Consider the following 18,947-nt stretch of genomic DNA (forward strand, 5'->3'; position numbering starts at 1 on the left):
ATTCTCGCCAATAATAGGCTTTTATATAGTGAATTGCACTGGTCTCAAATTCCTATACTGCGCCCATTCATGCCATTTCAATAAAAGTGTGCGGCGCGCCGCGTGTGAGGGATAAAACGATGCGAGTTCTGGTACTTGGTAGCGGTGTAATCGGAACCGCCAGTGCCTACTACCTGGCCCGGCAAGGTTTCGAAGTCACGGTGGTCGACCGCCAGCCGGCGGTGGCCATGGAAACCAGCTTTGCCAACGCCGGCCAGATCTCGCCCGGCTATGCCTCGCCCTGGGCTGCCCCTGGTGTACCGCTCAAAGCCATCAAATGGCTGCTGGAGCGTCACGCTCCCCTGGCCATCAAGCTCACGGGCGATGTCGACCAGTACCTGTGGATGGCACAGATGCTGCGCAACTGCACCGCCAGCCGCTACGCGGTGAACAAGGAGCGTATGGTGCGCCTGTCCGAGTACAGCCGTGACTGCCTCGACGAGCTGCGCGCCGAAACCGGCATCAACTACGAAAACCGCAGCCTGGGTACCACCCAGCTGTTCCGCACCCAGGCCCAGGTCGATGCTGCGGCCAAGGACATTGCCGTACTCGAACAGTCCGGTGTGCCCTACGAGTTGCTCGACCGCGACGGCATTGCCCGCGTCGAACCCGCCCTGGCCGGCGTGAAAGATATCCTGGCCGGCGCCCTGCGCCTGCCGAACGACCAGACTGGCGACTGCCAGCTGTTTACCACCAAGCTCGCCGACATGGCGTTGAAGCTGGGCGTGGAGTTCCGCTTCGGCCAGGACATCCAGCGCCTGGACTTCGCCGGTGACCGCATCAATGGCGTGTGGATCGACGGCAAGCTGGAGACGGCAGACCGCTACGTGCTGGCGCTGGGCAGCTACTCGCCACAGATGCTCAAGCCGTTGGGCATCAAGGCTCCGGTGTACCCGCTGAAAGGTTATTCGCTGACCGTGCCGATCACCAACGCCGACATGGCTCCGACCTCGACCATTCTCGACGAGACCTACAAGGTTGCGATCACCCGTTTCGATAACCGCATCCGCGTTGGCGGGATGGCTGAAATCGCCGGCTTTGACCTGTCGCTGAACCCGCGCCGGCGCGAAACACTGGAGATGATCGTCAACGACCTTTATCCTCGCGGCGGTGACTTGAGCCAGGCCAGCTTCTGGACCGGCCTGCGCCCGGCGACCCCGGACGGCACGCCGATCGTGGGCGCCACGGCGTTCCGCAACCTGTTCCTGAACACCGGTCACGGTACCTTGGGCTGGACCATGGCGTGCGGTTCCGGTCGCTTGCTGGCCGACCTGATTGCGCGCAAGAAGCCGCAGATCAGTGCCGAAGGCCTGGATATCTCCCGGTATGGCAACAGCCGGGAAGTGGCCAAGCACGGGCAAAGCGCGCCGGCTCACCAGCAGTAATAGCCTGTGCCGGCCCATTGGCGGGCTTGCCCGCTCCCGCTGGAACACCACCGCTTTTGAAAGCTGTGCACGACCTGTGGGAGCGGGCAAGCCCGCGAAGAATCCACCACCGATTTCAACCCGAACCACCATAAGGCAGCCGCCATGCGTCCCGCCCGCGCCCTGATCGACCTCCAGGCCCTGCGCCACAACTACCGTCTGGCCCGTGAACTGACCGGTGCCAAAGCCCTCGCCGTGATCAAGGCCGACGCCTATGGCCACGGCGCCGTGCGCTGCGCCCTGGCCTTGGAGGCCGAGGCCGACGGCTTTGCGGTGGCCTGCATCGAGGAGGCACTGGAACTGCGCGCCGCCGGTATCAATGCCCCGGTGCTGCTGCTGGAAGGTTTTTTCGAAGCCAGCGAACTGGCACTGATCGCCGAGCACGACCTGTGGTGCGTGGTGCACTCGCTGTGGCAGCTGGAAGCCATCGAGAAAACCCCGCTGCACAAGCCGCTCACCGTCTGGCTGAAGCTGGACAGTGGCATGCACCGCGTTGGCCTGCATCCCAAGGACTACCACGATGCCTACCAGCGACTGCTGGCCAGTGGCAAGGTTTCGCGCATCGTGTTGATGAGCCACTTCGCTCGCGCCGACGAACTGGACGCTGACGCTACCGCCCAGCAAATTGCCGTGTTCGAAGCTGCCCGACAGGGCCTGGCCGCCGAATGCAGCCTGCGTAACTCACCCGGCGTGCTGGGCTGGCCGCAAGCGCCCAGCGACTGGGTACGCCCAGGCCTGATGCTGTACGGCGCCACGCCGTTCGAAGTGGCGCAGGCCGAGGCCGCACGCCTGCAACCGGTGATGACCCTGCAATCGCGGGTGATCAGCGTGCGCGAGCTGCCTGCCGGCGAGCCGGTGGGCTATGGTGCCAAGTTCGTCAGCCCTCGGCCGACCCGCGTGGGTGTGGTCGCCATGGGCTATGCCGATGGCTACCCGCGCCAGGCGCCCAACGGCACCCCAGTGCTGGTCGCCGGCAAGCGTACCCACCTGATCGGCCGGGTGTCGATGGACATGCTCAGCATCGACCTCACCGACGTACCGCAAGCCACTGTCGGCAGCCCGGTCGAACTCTGGGGCAAGCAGGTGCTGGCCAGTGAAGTGGCCGCGCAGGCGGGCACCATTCCGTACCAGATCTTCTGCAACCTGAAGCGAGTACCACGGGACTACGTCGGCGAATGAGACGCTGAAGCGGACAGGTTGGGGGCGGTGTGTTGTAAATACTGAACGGCATTGCCATGATATCGTTCACATCCACCCCCCTTTCACCGTTTCAGGAGGCTCCAGCTTTGGACGTCGGCGAACGACTGCAAGCCATCCGCAAGCTCAAGGGCCTGTCGCAGCGCGAACTCGCCAAGCGTGCTGGCGTGACCAACAGCACCATCTCGATGATCGAGAAGAACAGCGTAAGCCCCTCTATCAGCTCGCTGCGCAAAGTGCTGAGCGGCATTCCCATGTCCATGGTCGAATTCTTTTCGGTCGAGCTGGAGCCGCAAAGCCCGACTCAGATCGTCTACAAGGCCCACGAGCTGATCGATATCTCGGACGGTGCGGTGACCATGAAGCTGGTGGGCAAGTCGCACCCCAACCGTGCCATCGCTTTTCTGACCGAGGTGTACCCGCCAGGTGCGGACACCGGTGCCGAGATGCTGACCCACGACGGCGAGGAGACCGGTATCCTGCTTGAAGGCCGCCTGGAACTGGTGGTCGGCAACGAGATTTTCGTTCTCGAAGAAGGCGACAGCTACTACTTCGAAAGCACCCGCCCGCACCGCTTCCGCAACCCATTCGACCAGCCGGCGCGGCTGATCAGTGCGGCGACGCCTTCAAACTTTTGATCCAGCGCAGTGCATTGATTCGGCAATACCCCTTTCCTGTGTGGGGTCGTTTCACGGCCTCTGGGTTCCCGCTATACTTTTCAACGCTCGCCGATCCGTGGCCGCGAGCGTGATTAGCCACCATGAGGGTGTTCGCGTGAATCAAATCAAGAAGATGCTGGCCGTACCAGCAGCCGTATTCGCCCTCTGGGCAATGAGCGCAACCGCTGCGACCAATGACGACATTGCCAAGCGCCTGGAGCCGGTTGGCCAGGTGTGCGTCCAGGGCCAGGAGTGCAAAGGCATGGAAGTGGCCGCTGCAGCGGGTGGCGGGGGAGCCAAGACGCCGGATGAAATCATCGCCAAGCACTGCAACGCCTGCCATGGCAGCGGCTTGCTCGGCGCGCCTAAAATTGGTGACACCGCCGCGTGGAAAGAACGCGCCGACCACCAGGGCGGCCTGGATGGCATCCTGGCCAAGGCCATTACAGGCATCAACGCCATGCCGCCAAAGGGCACCTGTGCAGACTGCTCGGATGAAGACCTGAAAGGGGCGATCAAGAAAATGTCCGGGTTGTGATTTACAGCTGAATTGCATGAGGCCCGCCGTTGATGGCGGGCTTTGTTTTTTTGTTGCCTGGGCCGGCCTCTTCGCGGGCAAGCCCGCTCTCACAGGTACCCCACAGGACCTGAAGGTTGTGTTAATCCTGTGGGAGCGGGCTTGCCCGCGAAAGGGCCGGTACAGGCAACCAATTACTTCAGCCCTATGTCCAACTCCTGAACCCATGGATGTTTCAGGAGGCCCAGATGCACCTCTGCTCCATCGACCAGGCTGTCGAGCAGGTCTTGTCCCGGCTGCCAGCCCATATCCACATGGGCCTACCTTTGGGCCTGGGCAAACCCAATGCCTTCGTCAACGCGCTTTACGCCCGCGTACGCGAGCTGCCCGAACGGCGCCTGACCATCTATACCGCACTTTCCCTCGGCCGCCCGCCACTGGGCGATGGCCTGCAGCGGCGCTTTCTCGAACCCTTCGTCGAGCGTGTCTTCGCTGACTACGAAGAGCTCAGTTACCTCGCAGACCTGCGCAACGACACGTTGCCACCCAATATTCGGGTCGAACAGTTCTTCATGCAGCCCGGCAGCCTGCTGCACAGCGAATTGGCCCAGCAGGACTACGTCAGCAGCAACTACAGCCACGCCGCACGTGATATCAACGCCAAGGGCCTGAACCTGGTCGCCCAGTTGGTGGCCGCCACCCCCGAAAAGCCCGTGCACCTGAGCCTGGCCTGCAACCCAGACATCACCCTCGACCTGCTGCCGATGATCGCCAAGCGCCGCGCTGCAGGCGAAACCATCCTCATGCTGGGCCAGGTGCATGCCGAACTGCCCTACATGCCAGGCGATGCCGAGCTGCCCATCGATGCCTTCGACCTGCTGCTCGATGCAGTCGAGCAACGTCGGCTGTTTTCCACACCAAACATGCCGGTTGGCATTCAGGACCACTGCATCGGGCTGCACGCCAGCAGCCTGGTGCGTGACGGCGGCACCCTGCAGATCGGCATTGGTGCCATGGGCGATGCGGTTGCGGCGGCATTGCTGGCACGTCAGGGAGACAACGCCGGTTACCGAGCGGTGCTCAAGGCGCTGGATGTCGGACCGTGGCAGACATTGATCGAGCGAGAAGGGGGCCTGGACACCTTTGCCCATGGCTTGTACGGCTGCAGCGAGATGTTCGTCAACGGCCTGCTGGTGCTGGCCGAAGCAGGGCTGCTACGACGCCCGGCGGACGAGCAAGGCGCAATACTGCATGGCGGCTTTTTCCTAGGCCCGCAAGCGTTCTACCAGCGCTTGCGCGAGATGCCGCTGGAGCAGCGCGCGCAGTTTGCCATGACCCGTATCAGCTTCATCAACGAGCTCTATGGGCAGGAGGCACTCAAGCGCCGACAACGTCGTGATGCGCGCTTCATCAACACCGCGTTCGGCATGACCCTGCTCGGCGCTGGGGTGGCCGACCAGCTGGAAGACGGCCGCGTGCTCAGTGGCGTGGGCGGGCAGTACAACTTCGTTGCCCAGGGCCATGCGCTGGAGGGCGGGCGTTCGATCCTGCTACTGCGCAGCTGGCGCGAGGCAGGCGGGGAGGTGACCTCGAACCTGTTCTGGACCTATGGCCACTGCACCATTCCCCGGCACCTGCGCGATATCGTGGTGACCGAGTACGGCATTGCGGACTTGCGTGGGCAGACTGACAGCGAAGTGATTGCGCGGTTGTTGGCGGTGAGCGATTCGCGGTTCCAGCCGGGCCTGATCAAGCAGGCCAAAGACGCTGGCAAGCTAGCCGACGACTTTCAGCTGGAGGCGCGCTTTACCGACAATACCCCGCAACGCCTGGAGGCGATCAGGGCACAGCATGCGCGGCTGTTCCCGGAGTATCCGATGGGCACCGACTTTACGGCCGAGGAGCGGGATCTGTTGCGGGCGCTGAACTGGTTGAAGAGCAAGTTCAAGCTGAGCGAGGTGCTGGAGCTGGGGAAGGCAGCGTTGGATGCACCGGGGCCGGAAGGGTATGAGCGGCATCTGGCGCGGATGGGGCTGGAGGTTCCGCAAGGGTTGAAAGAGGAGCTTTATCAGCGGCTACTGCTGGCAGGGTTACAGGCTACAAGTTAATCGCTTGCGCACACTGGCCCCGTGTAGGAGCGGGTTTACCCGCGAATGCGATATTGAATCTGCCATCGCATTCGCAGGTAAACCCGTTCCTACGCCGGGGCGGTGAGGCCTTATTCGATGAAGCTGACCACACCACCTTCCAGCGACTTCACCCGGGCCAGCGATTCAACGCGGTAACCCTGGCTGTCCAGTTCGGCACGGCCGCCCTGGAACGACTTCTCGATCACGATACCCAGGCCCGCCACGGTGGCACCTGCCTGCTTGATGATCGAGATCAACGCCTGCGAGGCTTTGCCGTTGGCCAGGAAGTCATCGATCACCAGCACGCGGTCGCTGCTGTTGAGGTGACGCGGCGAAATGGCCACGGTGTTCTCGGTTTGCTTGGTGAAGGAATACACCGAGGCGGTCAGCAGGTTTTCGGTCAGGGTCAGCGACTGGTGCTTGCGAGCGAAGATGACCGGCACACCCAGTTTCAGACCGGTCATCACCGCCGGGGCAATGCCCGAGGCTTCGATGGTGACGATCTTGGTCACGCCGGCATCGGCGAACAGGCGGGCAAACTCGTCACCGATCAGCTGCATCAGCGCCGGATCGATCTGGTGGTTGAGAAACGCGTCGACTTTGAGAACCTGATCGGAAAGCACGATGCCTTCTTCGCGAATCTTCTGATGCAGTGCTTCCACTGTGATTTCCTCGATGTAACAAAGGTTGCCGCTGGAGGCGGCAAAGTTAAAGAGTAATGGTTGATCAGCGTTTGAGCATTGCCCGGATATCGGCCAGGGCGTTGTTGCCGCGAGCGGCCTTCACCTCGACCGGCGCATCGTCAAGGCCCTCCCAGGCCAGGTCGTCCGGTGGCAGTTCGTCGAGGAACCGGCTGGGCGTGCAGTCGATGATTTCACCGTACTGCTTGCGCTTGGCGGCGAAGGTGAAGGCCAGGGTCTGGCGCGCGCGGGTGATACCCACGTAGGCCAGGCGGCGTTCCTCTTCGATGGTGTCGGCCTCGATGCTGGAGCGGTGCGGGAGGATTTCCTCTTCCATGCCCATGATGAACACGTAGGGGAATTCCAGGCCCTTGGAGGCATGCAGGGTCATCATCTGCACACCTTCGGCGTTCTCTTCTTCTTCCTGCTGGCGCTCGAGCATGTCGCGCAGCACCAGCTTGCCGATGGCGTCCTCGATGGTCATGTCACCCTCTTCGTCCTTCTCGAGGGTGTTCTTCAGCGCTTCGACCAGGAACCAGACGTTGCTGATGCGGAACTCGGCAGCTTTGTCGCTGGCGGTCTGCTGGCGGATCCAGTTCTCGTAGTCGATGTCGCGGATCATCTCGTGCAGTGCGGCAATCGGGTCTTCCAGGGCAACCTTGTGGCGCACCCCGTCCAGCCAGTGCTTGAAACGCTGCAAGCGCTCGGTGTAGCGCGCGTCAAGGTGCTCGCCCAGGCCCAGCTCTTCGCTGGCGGCGTACATCGAAATGCCGCGCTCGGTGGCGTAGTTGCCGAGCTTTTCCAGGGTGGTGGAGCCGATCTCGCGGCGCGGCACGTTGATTACCCGCAGGTAGGCGTTGTCATCGTCCGGGTTCACCAGCAGGCGCAGGTAGGCCATCAGGTCCTTGACCTCCTGGCGGCCGAAGAAGCTGTTACCGCCCGACAGGCGATACGGCACCTGGTGGTGCTGCAGCTTCAGTTCGATCAGCTTGGCCTGGTAGTTGCCGCGGTAAAGGATGGCAAAGTCGCTGTACGGGCGGTTGGTGCGCAGGTGCAAGGTGAGGATTTCCATGGCCACGCGTTCGGCCTCGGCTTCCTCGTTCTTGCAGCGGATCACGCGGATCTCGTCGCCCACGCCCATTTCGCTCCACAGCTGCTTTTCGAACGCATGCGGATTGTTGGCGATCAACACGTTGGCGCAGCGCAGGATGCGGCTGGTGGAGCGGTAGTTCTGTTCGAGCATGACGATCTTCAGGGAGGGGTAGTCCTCCTTGAGCAGCATCAGGTTCTCGGGGCGTGCACCACGCCAGGCGTAGATCGACTGGTCGTCGTCGCCCACCACGGTGAACTGGTTGCGCATGCCGATCAGCATTTTTACCAGCAGGTACTGGCTGGCGTTGGTGTCCTGGTATTCGTCCACCAGCAGGTAACGCACGCGGTTCTGCCAGCGCTCCAGCACCTCGGGGTGCTCCTGGAACAGCTTGACCGGCTGCAGGATCAGGTCGTCGAAGTCCACCGCGTTGAACGCCTTGAGCGTGCGCTGATAGTGGGTGTAGACGATGGCGGCGGTCTGCTCGCGCGGGTTGCGCGCCTTTTCCAGGGCTTCTGGCGGCAGGACCAGGTCGTTCTTCCAGGCACCGATCATGTTCTTGATCTCGTCGATGCCGTCGTCGCCGGAGTATTCCTTCTGCATGATGTCCGACAGCAACGCCTTGATGTCGGACTCGTCGAAGATCGAGAAACCCGGCTTGTAGCCCAGGCGCTCGTGTTCCTTGCGGATGATGTTCAGGCCCAGGTTGTGGAACGTACACACGGTCAGGCCACGGCCTTCCCCCGGGCGCAGCAAGGTGGCGACCCGCTCCTTCATCTCGCGCGCGGCCTTGTTGGTGAAGGTCATCGCCACGATGTACTGGGCGCGGATGCCGCAGTTCTGGATGAGGTGGGCAATCTTGCGCGTGATCACGCTGGTCTTGCCCGAACCTGCACCGGCGAGCACCAAAAGAGGGCCGCCGACATAGTCACGGGCTTCCTGCTGCCGGGGATTGAGTCGGGACATGCTAGAAACCGGGGGTCGCCAGAAAATAGCCGCGCATTCTAACAGGCATGGGGCCGTTGTGGCGCGACCGTCTGACGTCTGAGTCAGACTTTTGTCCGCCTAATTATTAGTGTCACTAATGCTAGTAGCTGAAAAAATCATATTTGCCGGTTTGACTCGTTTCGCGCAGGATGCACGACAAAATACGTCGGAATGCTACGCTCGAAAAAACCATGTATAAAAGTGAAAATCATTTTCATTGAATGCAGTAGCATCCCCTCCAGATCTCGTTGCACCGTCAAGCCCTAAGGAGCCCGCTTGTCCACGCCTGTCGAACCTTTGCGTTTGCTGCTGTTGGCCGATGAGCCGGAATGGGCTGCCTCGTTGCACGCGTGCATGCCCGCACTGGGTGGCAGCGCCGTGTTACTGACTGCGCCAAACTGGGAGGCGGTCGACAGCCTGTTCAGCCATGATCGTCAGGCCGTCGTGCTGGCAACACCCGCCTTGCAGCCCGCCCCCGGGCGTTGCGAGCTGCCGACTATTCTGCTGCTTGAACACGAGCCTGAGGCAGCGCCCAGCGCTGTCAGTGACTGGCTGGTGCGCGACCAGCTCAACGCCGATACCCTGCGCCGCTCACTGCGCCATGTGCGAGAGCGAGGGGTGCTGGTCGCCACCTTGCAGCGCCTTGCCGAGCAGGACCCGCTGACCGGCATCGCCAACCGCCAGGGCTTCCAGGCTTTGCTCAATGCACGCCTGGCCGAAAACGAAGGCCGTGGTGTCGCGCTTGGCCACCTGGACCTGGACAACTTCCGCCACGTCAACGACGCCCTGGGCCACCAGAGCGGTGACCGGTTGATCCTGCAGGTGGTGGCACGGCTGAAGCATCAGCTGGAGGCGGGCGACCAGCTGGCACGTCTGGGTAGCGACGAGTTCGCCCTGCTGATCGACACCCGTCGCGATGCCAACCGCGCCGAATGGATTGCCGAACGCATCGTCGAGGCCTTGGCAGAGCCCTACTGGATCGACGGCGAAAGCCTGCTGCTGGGCTGCAGCCTGGGCATTGCACATGCTCGCGCGCAGAGCGGCGCCGATCCGCTGATGTGGCACGCGCACATCGCCATGCGTCAGGCCAAGGGCAGCCAGGGCTGCACCTTCCATGTGTTCAACGAACGCATCAACCGCAACGCCCGCAGCCTTGCCGACCTGGAAAGCGAGTTGCGCCGCGCCCTGCGCCGCGATGAGCTGGAGCTGCACTATCAGCCCCGCCTGAACCTGGCTGACGGGCGCATTGTTGGCCTGGAGGCGCTGGTGCGCTGGCGCCATGCCGAGCGCGGGCTGCTGCCACCCAGTGAGTTCGTGCCACTGGCCGAGCAGAGCGGCCTGATCGTGCCCTTGGGTTATTGGGTTATTTCCCGTGCCCTGCGTGACATGCAGGCATTGTGCGAGCGCGGCCTGGAACCGCTGCACATGGCGGTCAACCTGAGTTTTCGCCAATTCCAGGACAGCCAGCTACTGGCCACGTTGAGTCGCCTGATCCTCGAGCACGGTGTGGATGCCCGCTGGCTTGAGTTCGAGCTGACCGAGACGGCGGTGATGCGCCGCAACGAGGTGGTGCGTCAGACCATGGACGCGCTGGGTCGCCTGGGCGTGCGCTTCTCGCTCGATGATTTCGGCACCGGGTTTTCTTCGTTCGTGCACCTCAACAGCCTGCCGATCACCTTGCTCAAGGTGGACCGCAGCTTTGTTGCGGAAATGGAAATGCGTGAAGAGAACCGCAAGCTGGTACACGCCATGATCAACCTGGCGCACAACCTCAACCTCGAGGTGGTGGCCGAGGGTGTGGAGAGTGAAGAGCAACTGGCGTTGCTGCGCGGGTTTGGCTGCGACCAGGTGCAAGGCTTCCTGGTCAGCAAACCGCTACCGATAGGGGAATTGATGGCGTATTTGCTGCAGGCGCCCGGACGCCAGTTGGAGGCTGTCCTGTAGGAGCGGGTTTACCCGCGAATGGGCCGGGCCTGCTGGCCAATCTCCACCAGACGTTCACCGTTGCCGCCACCACCGTATTCGCGGGTAAACCCGCTCCTACACACTGATCTGCGGTGGACACACACACCGGCGTTGGACACAGGCCGTTGTAGGAGCGGGTTTACCCGCGAAGAGGCCCCCACGTCAGGCCGAAGCCGTCGCCTTCCCGGCAGCCCAAGCCTTCCCCAACAACCGCTTCATCCGCCACTCAAAGCCAAAGGTCAGCGCCACCGCCGCACATGCCAGCCCCAGCGCCAGCCCCCACCAGATCCCTACTGCACCACCACCCAGGGTAAAGGTGAACAGCCAGGCACTCGGCGCCCCCACCAGCCAGTAGCACACCAGCCCGATCAGGAAGGTGGTCTTGGCATCTTTCAGGCCACGGATCGAGCCCATGGCAATCGTCTGCATGCCGTCGAACAGTTCGAACCACGCCGCCACCATCAACAACTGCACGGCCACCTGGAAGATCGCGGCAAAGGCCGGGTCATTACGGTCGATGAACAGCCCTACCAGTGCTTCGGGCAGCAGCAGGAACAGCGCGGCGAAGGCAAACATGATCATGGCCCCGAACCCGATGCCCACCCGCCCGGCGCTGCGCGCCGCCAGCAGGTTGCCAGCGCCGTAGTACAGGCCGACGCGCATGGTCACCGCATAGGACAAGCCCGTCGGCACCATGAATGCCGTGGACACGATCTGCAGGGCAATCTGGTGCGCCGCCAACTCGGTGCTACCCAGCACGCCCATGCACAGCGCGGCGAAGGCGAACAGGCCCACTTCCACCATGTAGGTACCGCCAATCGGCAGGCCCAGCCGCCACAGCTCGCGCAGGGCCGCCAGTGATGGGCGTGACAGGCCCTTGCGCAGCGGGTAGGCGGCATAGGCCGAATGCCAGCGGATATACAACGCCAAGGCAGCGGCCATGCCCATCGACACCACTGCAGTGACCAGACCGATACCCATCAGGCCCAGCTTGGGCAGGCCGAACATGCCTTCGATCAGTGCCACGTTGAACAGGTAGTTAAGCACTGTGCCGAACAAACTGATGACCATCACCGGGGTCGAGCGGCCCAGCGCGCTGGTGAAGCCACGCAAGGCCATGAAGGTCAGATAGCCGGGCAGGGCCAGTGGCAGCAGGGTGAGAAATTCGGCGGCCGAGGCCACGTTCTCGGGCTTTTGCCCGAAAAGCAGCAGCACAGGTTCAAGGTTCCACAGCACCAGCGCGGCGAACAGCGCCAAGGCCCAGGCCAGCCACAGGCCGTTCTGCGCCAGCCGGGTGGCGCCCTCGATGTCGTTGGCACCCTTGCGAATGGCCACCAGCGTGCCGACTGCGGCGATCACGCCCAGGCAGAAGATCGATACGAACGAATAGCTGGCTGCCCCCAGGCCACCCCCCGCCAAGGCCTGGGGGCTGATGCGGGCCATCATCAGGGTGTCGGTCAGCACCATCAGCATGTGCGCCAACTGCGAGGCAATCAGCGGCCCGGCCAGGCGCAGCAAAGCCTTGAGTTCTGTGGTGGGCGCGACGTGCATGGGGGCAGTCCTTCATTCTGGGGTGATCAACGAAGGGCGATTCTGAGGCTTCGGTCAACTTTGCACAAAAGGATAAAAGCGATAGTTGGCATGAGTTGAACTCATGTATATAGGCTTCTCGGTGATTTGCCTCACACGCCCATATTGCAGGTGCCTCATGCCACGCCAGCTACCACCGCTGTATGCCCTGCGCGCATTCGAAGCTGCCGCGCGGCTAAGCTCCTTCACCCGTGCGGGCGAAGAGCTTTCTATCACCCAAAGCGCCATCAGCCGGCATATCCGTACGCTGGAGGAGCATTTTGCCTGCCGCCTGTTCGTGCGCAGTGGCCGCAGCCTGCAACTTACCGAAGCGGGGCGGGTACTGCTGCCGGGCGTGCGCGAGGGCTTCGCGGCGTTTGAGCGGGCCTGTGAAACCTTGTGCGGTGAAGACGACATATTGCGCATGAAAGCCCCCTCGACCCTGACCATGCGCTGGTTGCTGGCGTGCCTCAGCCGCTTTCGCCACCTGCAGCCGGGCAATGAGGTGCAACTGACCAGTGCCTGGATGGATGTCGACCATGTGGACTTCAACCAGGAGCCGTTCGATTGCGCGGTGTTGCTCAGTGATGGGGTGTTCCCGGCGGAGTGGGAGGTGCGCAAGCTGTTCCCTGAGTTACTGATCCCGGTCGGTGCGCCGGACCTGCTCGACGAGGAACCTTGGGATGTACGTAGGCTGGCCTCTATCGAGCTGCTGCACCCTACGGTGGACAAGCGTGACTGGCGGGAATGGCTGGAGCGTATGGGGCTTGGCGACGAGGTGTCGCTCAAGGGCGGCCAGGTGTTCGATACCCTTGAGCTGGGCATGATTGCCGCGGCGCGTGGCTATGGAATATCCATGGGCGATTTGCTGATGGTGGCCGAAGATGTGGCGCAGAAGCGCTTGAGCCTGCCATGGCCGACGGCGGTGCCCAGCGGCATGGATTACTACCTGGTGTGGCCGCGCACCCGGCGAGGCGGCGAGCGGTTGCGGCGGTTGAGTGCGTTCCTGGAAGGCGAGGTGGCGGCAATGGATTTGCCGGATGTGGAAATCCTGCCGCCTCTTTGATCACCTGCACCGGCCTCTTCGCGGGCTCGCCCGCGAAGAGGCCGGTGCAGATTTACATCGAGCCCAGGTTCAACGCCTGTGCGCAGGCCTGCAGCGACCGGCGCTCGCTTTGCGCATACAGCGCCAGCTCATCCTGTACCTGCAACCCCAGCGCCGCTTCGAACGCTTCGCGGTTGGCGTTGCTGCCGTATTCGGCCTGCGCATCGTCACCCAGGTTGGACTGGAAGATCCCCGCCGCACTCACCGGCAGGAAGTCCTCGTACACCAGCGCCTCGAAGTGCACGTGGCCCGCGTCGATCAAGCCTTGCAGGGTGGTCGGGCGGCCTTCCTGGTCGCGTGCGGCCAGGCCTTTCTCGGTGGCGAAGTAGCGGAAGTACGCCAAGCCCTGTTCACGCATCTGCGCCAGGTCATCCGGGAATTCGGCAAAGTTTGCCTGCAGCAGCGCCATGTAACGCTCGGCATTGGCTTCGGCCGGAGCGCCACCCAGCGCAGCGCGGGTAGCGTCGAGCAACTTGTCGTAAAGCTGGCGACCTTTCGGCGTCAGCGCCGCGCCGCGTTGCTCGATTTCGCCAAAGCGCGCGGTGTGGCTGCCTTCGCGGCCTTGCTGGTCGCGGAAGGCGACCGTTTCCTGCAGGGCCTTGAAACTGGTCTGGCGCAGCAGGATCGGGTGGCGGCGGGTGGGCGGGCCTTCAACCACGGCCTTCGGCGGGATGCCCTTGGCAGGCATGCCGAGCTGGATTGCATCGATATCCAGGGTACGCGGGGTCAGGTGGTTGATGTGCGGGCCCTTGAAGGCCACCACATCGGCGATCAGGCGGTGTTGGTCGTGCAGCTGCTGGTACTGCTCGGCCGTAACGGTAGCGTCCTGGTGCCAGCGGAAGGTGTGCAGCGCCTCCTGCACGAACGTCTCTGCATCCGCGGCGTCAAGGCCACCCTCGCGCTCACACTGGGCGATCAGTTCGAGGGCGCGGGAGGTGAAGATCTGGCGCTTGGCCAGGATGCTCTGTGCCAGCTCGCGCAACTGCGGGTTGTCGATCAGCTCCAGGCGCAGCAGCGAGGTGAACACACGGAACGGGCTGACATGCAGCGATTGCTCGTGCACCGCGCGGAAGGCAGTGGAATGCACCGGTACGCCAGCGGAGCTGAGGTCATAGTAGCCGACCGGCTGCATGCCCATGACGGCGAACAGGCGGGCGATGGTGGCCAGTTCTTCGGCGGTGCCGACGCGGATGGCGCCGTGACGTTCCTGGTCCAGGCGCTCGATTTCGCCGGTCCAGCGCAGGGCCTCTGCCACTTCGGGGTGCTGGGCCATGACCTGCTGGTTGATTTCGCTCACCAGTTCCAGCAGCGTGCCGTACAGCGGCACTTCCTGTTTGTACATGAGCGACATGGCGGCAGAGAACTGCGCGCGGATGCTGTCTGGGCTGACGAAATCGTTGGCGGGCATCGCTAGCTTCCTGGTTGGGTTCGGACGCTTACATGAAAGCTGGGAATGCACTTTGCTCACAAGCGAAAAAAAGTGAGTGTGTCATTCCTTTTTTGATCGACCTCGACGGCCCTTTCGCGGCTAAAGCCGCTCCTACAGGGACCGTGCAAGGTTGGGGTCTTGCGCAGGGCCCCGTAGGAGCGGCTTTAGCCGCGAAGAGGCCCTCAAGCCTGGAGCTGTTCGTGGATCCACTCCACCAGCGCCCGCACCTTGGGCACCTCCGCCGCATGTTCAGCGTACGCCAGATAGTGCGCCCCGGCACTGCGCATCGCATGGTTCCACGGCACCACCAGGCTACCGTCGGCCAGTTCCTTCGCCGCCAGGTAGCGCGGCACCAGCGCTACCCCGCACCCGGCCTGTGCTGCGCTCAACGCCATATAGAACGTATCGAAGCGCGGCCCGTGGTAGGCGCTGACGCTCTGCAGGTCCTGCTCCAGGAACCACTCATGCCAGGCCTCCGGGCGCGAGGTGCTTTGCAGCAGCACCAGTTCGGCCAGCTCCTCGGCACCGGCCAGCTCGCGCCCTGCCAGCAGCTCTGGCGCACACACCGGCACCACCTCTTCGCGAAACAACTCCACGCAAGTGGCACCCGGCCAGGTGCCCTGGCCATAGAAGAACACCACGTCAGCCGAGCCTTGCAGCAGGGCGAACGGCTCCATTTCGTTGCGAATGTCCAGGTGGATATTGCTGTGCCGTTTGCCAAACCCCTTCAGGTGCGGGATCAACCAGCGCACGCCAAAACTCGGTTGAGTGGCTACCTTCAATATCTCGGTCTGCTCGCCGTAGGTGAGTACGTAGCGGCTGGACATGTCCACCTGGGTGAGGATTTTGTTGACCTCGGCCAGGTACAGGCTGCCGGCTGGGGTCAGCTGCAAGCGCCGGCGGATGCGCAGGAACAGGTGGTGGCGCAGCATGTCTTCCAGCTGCGCCACCTGCTTGCTGACCGCGCTCTGGGTCAGGTGCAGTTCTTCGGCGGCACGGGTAAAACTCAGATGGCGGGCTGCAGCTTCAAAGCACTGCAGGGCGGTCATGGAGGGTACCAGGCGTTTTGACATAGCGGTCTCTGCGGCTCAAATCATTACCTGACGGAATGATATGCGGAATAAAGGTCGTTTGTTGTACCTATGTGATCGGATTAATACTGATCCACATCATTTTTCCACCCCATCACCGATGTAGGAGATGCACAAATGGTTGCTGGATTGCTCGAGCGCCTTGGCGTTGCCGCCGAGGCTTACACCCAGGGCGACTACCCTGTTCACACGCCGATCGACGGCAGCCAGATCGCCTCGGTGAAACTGCTCGGCAAGGCCGAGACCATCGCCCGCATCGATCAGGCCCAGAGCGCCTTCGAAGCCTGGCGCAGTGTGCCTGCTCCGCGCCGTGGCGAACTGGTGCGCCTGTTCGGCGAAGTGCTGCGTGAGCACAAGGCCGACCTCGGCGAGCTGGTCTCGATCGAAGCCGGCAAGATCACCCAGGAAGGCCTGGGCGAAGTGCAGGAAATGATCGACATCTGCGACTTCGCCGTTGGCCTGTCGCGCCAGCTGTACGGCCTGACCATCGCTTCCGAGCGCCCGGGCCACCACATGCGTGAAACCTGGCACCCGCTGGGTGTGGTCGGCGTGATCAGCGCCTTCAACTTCCCGGTTGCCGTGTGGGCCTGGAACACCGCCCTGGCCCTGGTGGCCGGCAACTCGGTGGTATGGAAACCGTCCGAGAAGACTCCGCTGACCGCCCTGGCCTGCCAGGCGTTGTTCGAAAAAGCCCTGAAAGCCTTCGGCGATGCTCCGGCTGGCTTGGCACAACTGGTGATCGGCGGCCGTGAAGCTGGCGAAGCCATGGTCGACGACCCGCGCGTACCGCTGGTCAGCGCCACCGGCAGCACCCGCATGGGTCGCGAAGTCGGCCCACGCGTTGCTGCCCGCTTCGGCCGCAGCATCCTGGAACTGGGCGGCAACAACGCCATGATCCTGGCCCCGAGCGCCGACCTGGACCTGGCCGTGCGCGGCATCCTGTTCTCGGCTGTCGGCACTGCCGGCCAGCGTTGCACCACCCTGCGCCGCCTGATCGTGCACCGCTCGATCAAGGACGAAGTGGTTGCCCGCGTCAAAGCCGCCTACGGCAAAGTGCGTATCGGCGACCCACGTAAAGACAACCTGGTCGGCCCGCTGATCGACAAGCAGTCGTTCGACGCCATGCAGGGTGCACTGGCCAAGGCCCGTGACGAAGGTGGCCAGGTATTTGGTGGCGAGCGTCAGCTGGCCGACCAGTACCCGAACGCCTACTACGTTTCGCCAGCCATTGCTGAAATGCCGGCGCAAAGTGACGTGGTGCGCCACGAAACCTTCGCACCGATCCTGTACGTGCTGGCCTACGACGACTTCGAGGAGGCCCTGCGCCTGAACAACGAAGTGCCACAAGGCCTGTCGTCGTGCATTTTCACCACCGACATCCGTGAAGCCGAGCGCTTCCAGAGCGCCTCGGGCAGCGACTGCGGCATCGCCAACGTCAACATCGGTACCAGCGGCGCCGAGATTGGCGGTGCGTTTGGTGGCGAGAAGGAAACCGGCGGTGGCCGTGAGTCGGGCTCGGATGCCTGGAAAGGCTACATGCGTCGCCAGACCAATACCGTGAACTACTCGCGCGAGCTGCCGCTGGCGCAGGGTATCGTGTTCGACTGATGTATTGATGCTGCATGGCCGGGGGCCTGGCCCCCGGTTCGCGGGTAGACCCGCTCCTACAGGGTTCGTCCAAGCGACACCGATCCTTGTAGGAGCGGGTTTACCCGCGAATGGGCCGCCCTGCGGCCCCAACAAGAACAAATTGCTGGAGCCGGCCATGTCCGAACTGCGTCAACAATGCTTGTGGGAACACGTCAGCAAACCGACCGTCGCCGCCCAGGCCCTGGCCGGTGAGCACAAGGCCGATGTCTGTGTGATCGGCGGCGGTATTACCGGCCTGTCGGCGGCCATCCACCTGCTCGAACAGGGCAAGTCGGTGATCGTGCTGGAGGCCTGGAAGATCGGCCACGGTGGCTCCGGGCGCAACGTCGGCTTGGTCAACGCCGGTACCTGGATCCGCCCCGACGACGTCGAGGCCACCCTTGGCCAGAAGCAGGGCAGCCGCCTGAATAAGGTGCTTGGCGAAGCCCCGGCTGAAGTGTTCGCCATGATCGAGCGCCTCGGCATCGACTGCCAGGCCCAGCACAAAGGCACGCTGCACATGGCGCACAACGCCACCGGTATCGCCGACCTCGAAGCGCGTCACGAACAATGGCGCCGCCGAGGTGCCGACGTCGAGCTGCTGACCGGTGCCCAGTGCCAGGAATACTGCGGTACCGACAAGATTTCCGCTGCGCTGCTTGATCGCCGTGCTGGCACCATCAACCCCATGGGCTACACCCAGGGCCTGGCGGCTGCTGTAACGCGCCTGGGCGGCAAGATTTTCCAGCAGTCTTCGGTCGAAGGCCTGGAGCGTGAAGGTGATGGCTGGCGGGTGAAGACTGCGCGTGGCGCTGTGCGCGCCGAAAAGGTGGTGATTTCCACCGGCGCCTACACCGAAGGCGACTGGAGCAACCTGCAGAAGCAGTTCTTCCGCGGTTATTACTATCAGGTAGCCTCCAAACCGCTGCAGGGCACCGCAGCCGACAAGGTGCTGCCACATGGCCAAGGTTCGTGGGACACCCGCACCGTGCTCAGCAGCATCCGCCGCGACGATCAGGGCCGCCTGCTGCTCGGCAGCCTGGGCCGGGTCGACAACAAGCCGGCGTGGTTCGTGCGCAGCTGGGCCGACCGCATCCAGGGCCATTACTACCCGGAGCTGGGCAAGGTCGAGTGGGAAATGCACTGGACCGGCTGCATCGACTTCACGCCTGACCACCTGATGCGCCTGTTCGAGCCGGCGCCTGGGTTGGTGGCGGTGACCGGGTACAACGGGCGCGGTAATACCACCGGCACCGTGATTGGCCGGGCGTTTGCCGAGTTCCTGCTCAAGGGCGAGGCGGACAGCCTGCCGATTCCGTTTTCGCCGATGAGCGGTGTGAGCGCGCCTTCGCTGCGGACGGCGTTCTATGAGTCCGGCTTCTCGCTGTACCACGCGGGGCAGTGCCTGAGGGTTGTGTTGTAAGTACTGGCCTATTC

General features: G+C 63.1%; 14 protein-coding genes. 9 read left to right on the plus strand and 5 right to left on the minus strand.

Annotated elements, in window-relative coordinates; genetic code table 11:
• Positions 1 to 119 precede the first annotated feature (119 nt).
• The 5 genes from dadA to V6093_RS18445 all read left to right on the plus strand — a co-directional run bounded on the left by dadA (position 120) and on the right by V6093_RS18445 (position 5,944).
• Positions 120 to 1,424 (plus strand): D-amino acid dehydrogenase, encoded by a 1,305-nt coding sequence (gene dadA / locus V6093_RS18425; RefSeq protein WP_003253522.1) that lies wholly within the window; start codon positions 120 to 122, stop codon positions 1,422 to 1,424.
• Between the two features lie 144 nt (positions 1,425 to 1,568).
• A complete protein-coding gene (alr, locus tag V6093_RS18430; RefSeq protein WP_003253524.1) occupies positions 1,569 to 2,642 on the plus strand; it encodes an alanine racemase in 1,074 nt (357 codons plus the stop codon).
• Positions 2,643 to 2,749: 107 nt separating this feature from the next.
• Positions 2,750 to 3,298: a cupin domain-containing protein gene (locus V6093_RS18435; protein ID WP_003253526.1), complete on the plus strand. Its 549-nt coding sequence runs from the start codon at positions 2,750 to 2,752 to the stop codon at positions 3,296 to 3,298.
• Between the two features lie 154 nt (positions 3,299 to 3,452).
• Positions 3,453 to 3,857, plus strand: a complete 405-nt coding sequence (locus V6093_RS18440; RefSeq protein WP_033723760.1) for a cytochrome c5 family protein — start codon at positions 3,453 to 3,455, stop codon at positions 3,855 to 3,857.
• A 227-nt stretch (positions 3,858 to 4,084) separates the two neighbouring features.
• Entirely contained in the window at positions 4,085 to 5,944 is a 1,860-nt protein-coding gene (locus V6093_RS18445) for an acetyl-CoA hydrolase/transferase C-terminal domain-containing protein (RefSeq protein ID WP_406669576.1), read from the plus strand.
• Between the two features lie 110 nt (positions 5,945 to 6,054).
• Here the strand turns inward: V6093_RS18445 and V6093_RS18450 are convergent, their stop codons facing one another.
• Entirely contained in the window at positions 6,055 to 6,627 is a 573-nt protein-coding gene (locus V6093_RS18450) for a xanthine phosphoribosyltransferase (RefSeq protein WP_003253535.1), read from the minus strand.
• 64 nt (positions 6,628 to 6,691) lie between these two features.
• Positions 6,692 to 8,701, minus strand: coding sequence for a DNA helicase Rep (rep, locus tag V6093_RS18455; RefSeq protein WP_003253537.1), 2,010 nt, complete (start codon positions 8,699 to 8,701; stop codon positions 6,692 to 6,694).
• A 297-nt stretch (positions 8,702 to 8,998) separates the two neighbouring features.
• Between rep and V6093_RS18460 the strand changes: the two genes are divergently transcribed.
• Complete coding sequence (locus V6093_RS18460; protein WP_004575225.1) at positions 8,999 to 10,666, plus strand: bifunctional diguanylate cyclase/phosphodiesterase; 1,668 nt, start codon at positions 8,999 to 9,001, stop codon at positions 10,664 to 10,666.
• Positions 10,667 to 10,849: 183 nt separating this feature from the next.
• Here V6093_RS18460 and V6093_RS18465 read toward each other — a convergent pair whose 3' ends face one another.
• On the minus strand, positions 10,850 to 12,238 hold the full coding sequence (locus V6093_RS18465) for a NorM family multidrug efflux MATE transporter (protein ID WP_012054086.1): 1,389 nt from the start codon (positions 12,236 to 12,238) through the stop codon (positions 10,850 to 10,852).
• A gap of 157 nt (positions 12,239 to 12,395) precedes the next feature.
• Here V6093_RS18465 and V6093_RS18470 point away from each other — a divergent pair, with 157 nt between their 5' ends.
• Entirely contained in the window at positions 12,396 to 13,322 is a 927-nt protein-coding gene (locus V6093_RS18470) for a LysR substrate-binding domain-containing protein (protein ID WP_012054085.1), read from the plus strand.
• Between the two features lie 52 nt (positions 13,323 to 13,374).
• Here V6093_RS18470 and V6093_RS18475 read toward each other — a convergent pair whose 3' ends face one another.
• Together V6093_RS18475 and V6093_RS18480 are read right to left on the minus strand one after the other, a co-directional pair.
• The gene (locus V6093_RS18475; protein WP_019752779.1) at positions 13,375 to 14,769 is read right to left on the minus strand and encodes a VOC family protein; all 1,395 of its coding nucleotides are present in this window, start codon (positions 14,767 to 14,769) and stop codon (positions 13,375 to 13,377) included.
• 203 nt (positions 14,770 to 14,972) lie between these two features.
• The gene (locus tag V6093_RS18480) at positions 14,973 to 15,863 is read right to left on the minus strand and encodes a LysR family transcriptional regulator (protein ID WP_108079037.1); all 891 of its coding nucleotides are present in this window, start codon (positions 15,861 to 15,863) and stop codon (positions 14,973 to 14,975) included.
• A gap of 135 nt (positions 15,864 to 15,998) precedes the next feature.
• Here V6093_RS18480 and V6093_RS18485 point away from each other — a divergent pair, with 135 nt between their 5' ends.
• Both V6093_RS18485 and V6093_RS18490 read left to right on the plus strand, forming a co-directional pair.
• A complete protein-coding gene (locus V6093_RS18485) occupies positions 15,999 to 17,489 on the plus strand; it encodes an aldehyde dehydrogenase family protein (RefSeq protein WP_003253547.1) in 1,491 nt (496 codons plus the stop codon).
• 157 nt (positions 17,490 to 17,646) lie between these two features.
• On the plus strand, positions 17,647 to 18,933 hold the full coding sequence (locus V6093_RS18490; RefSeq protein WP_003253548.1) for an FAD-binding oxidoreductase: 1,287 nt from the start codon (positions 17,647 to 17,649) through the stop codon (positions 18,931 to 18,933).
• Positions 18,934 to 18,947: the final 14 nt, after the last annotated feature.

It is taken from the genome of Pseudomonas putida group bacterium ESBL64 (assembly GCF_045277175.1).
Lineage (GTDB): Bacteria > Pseudomonadota > Gammaproteobacteria > Pseudomonadales > Pseudomonadaceae > Aquipseudomonas > Aquipseudomonas alloputida.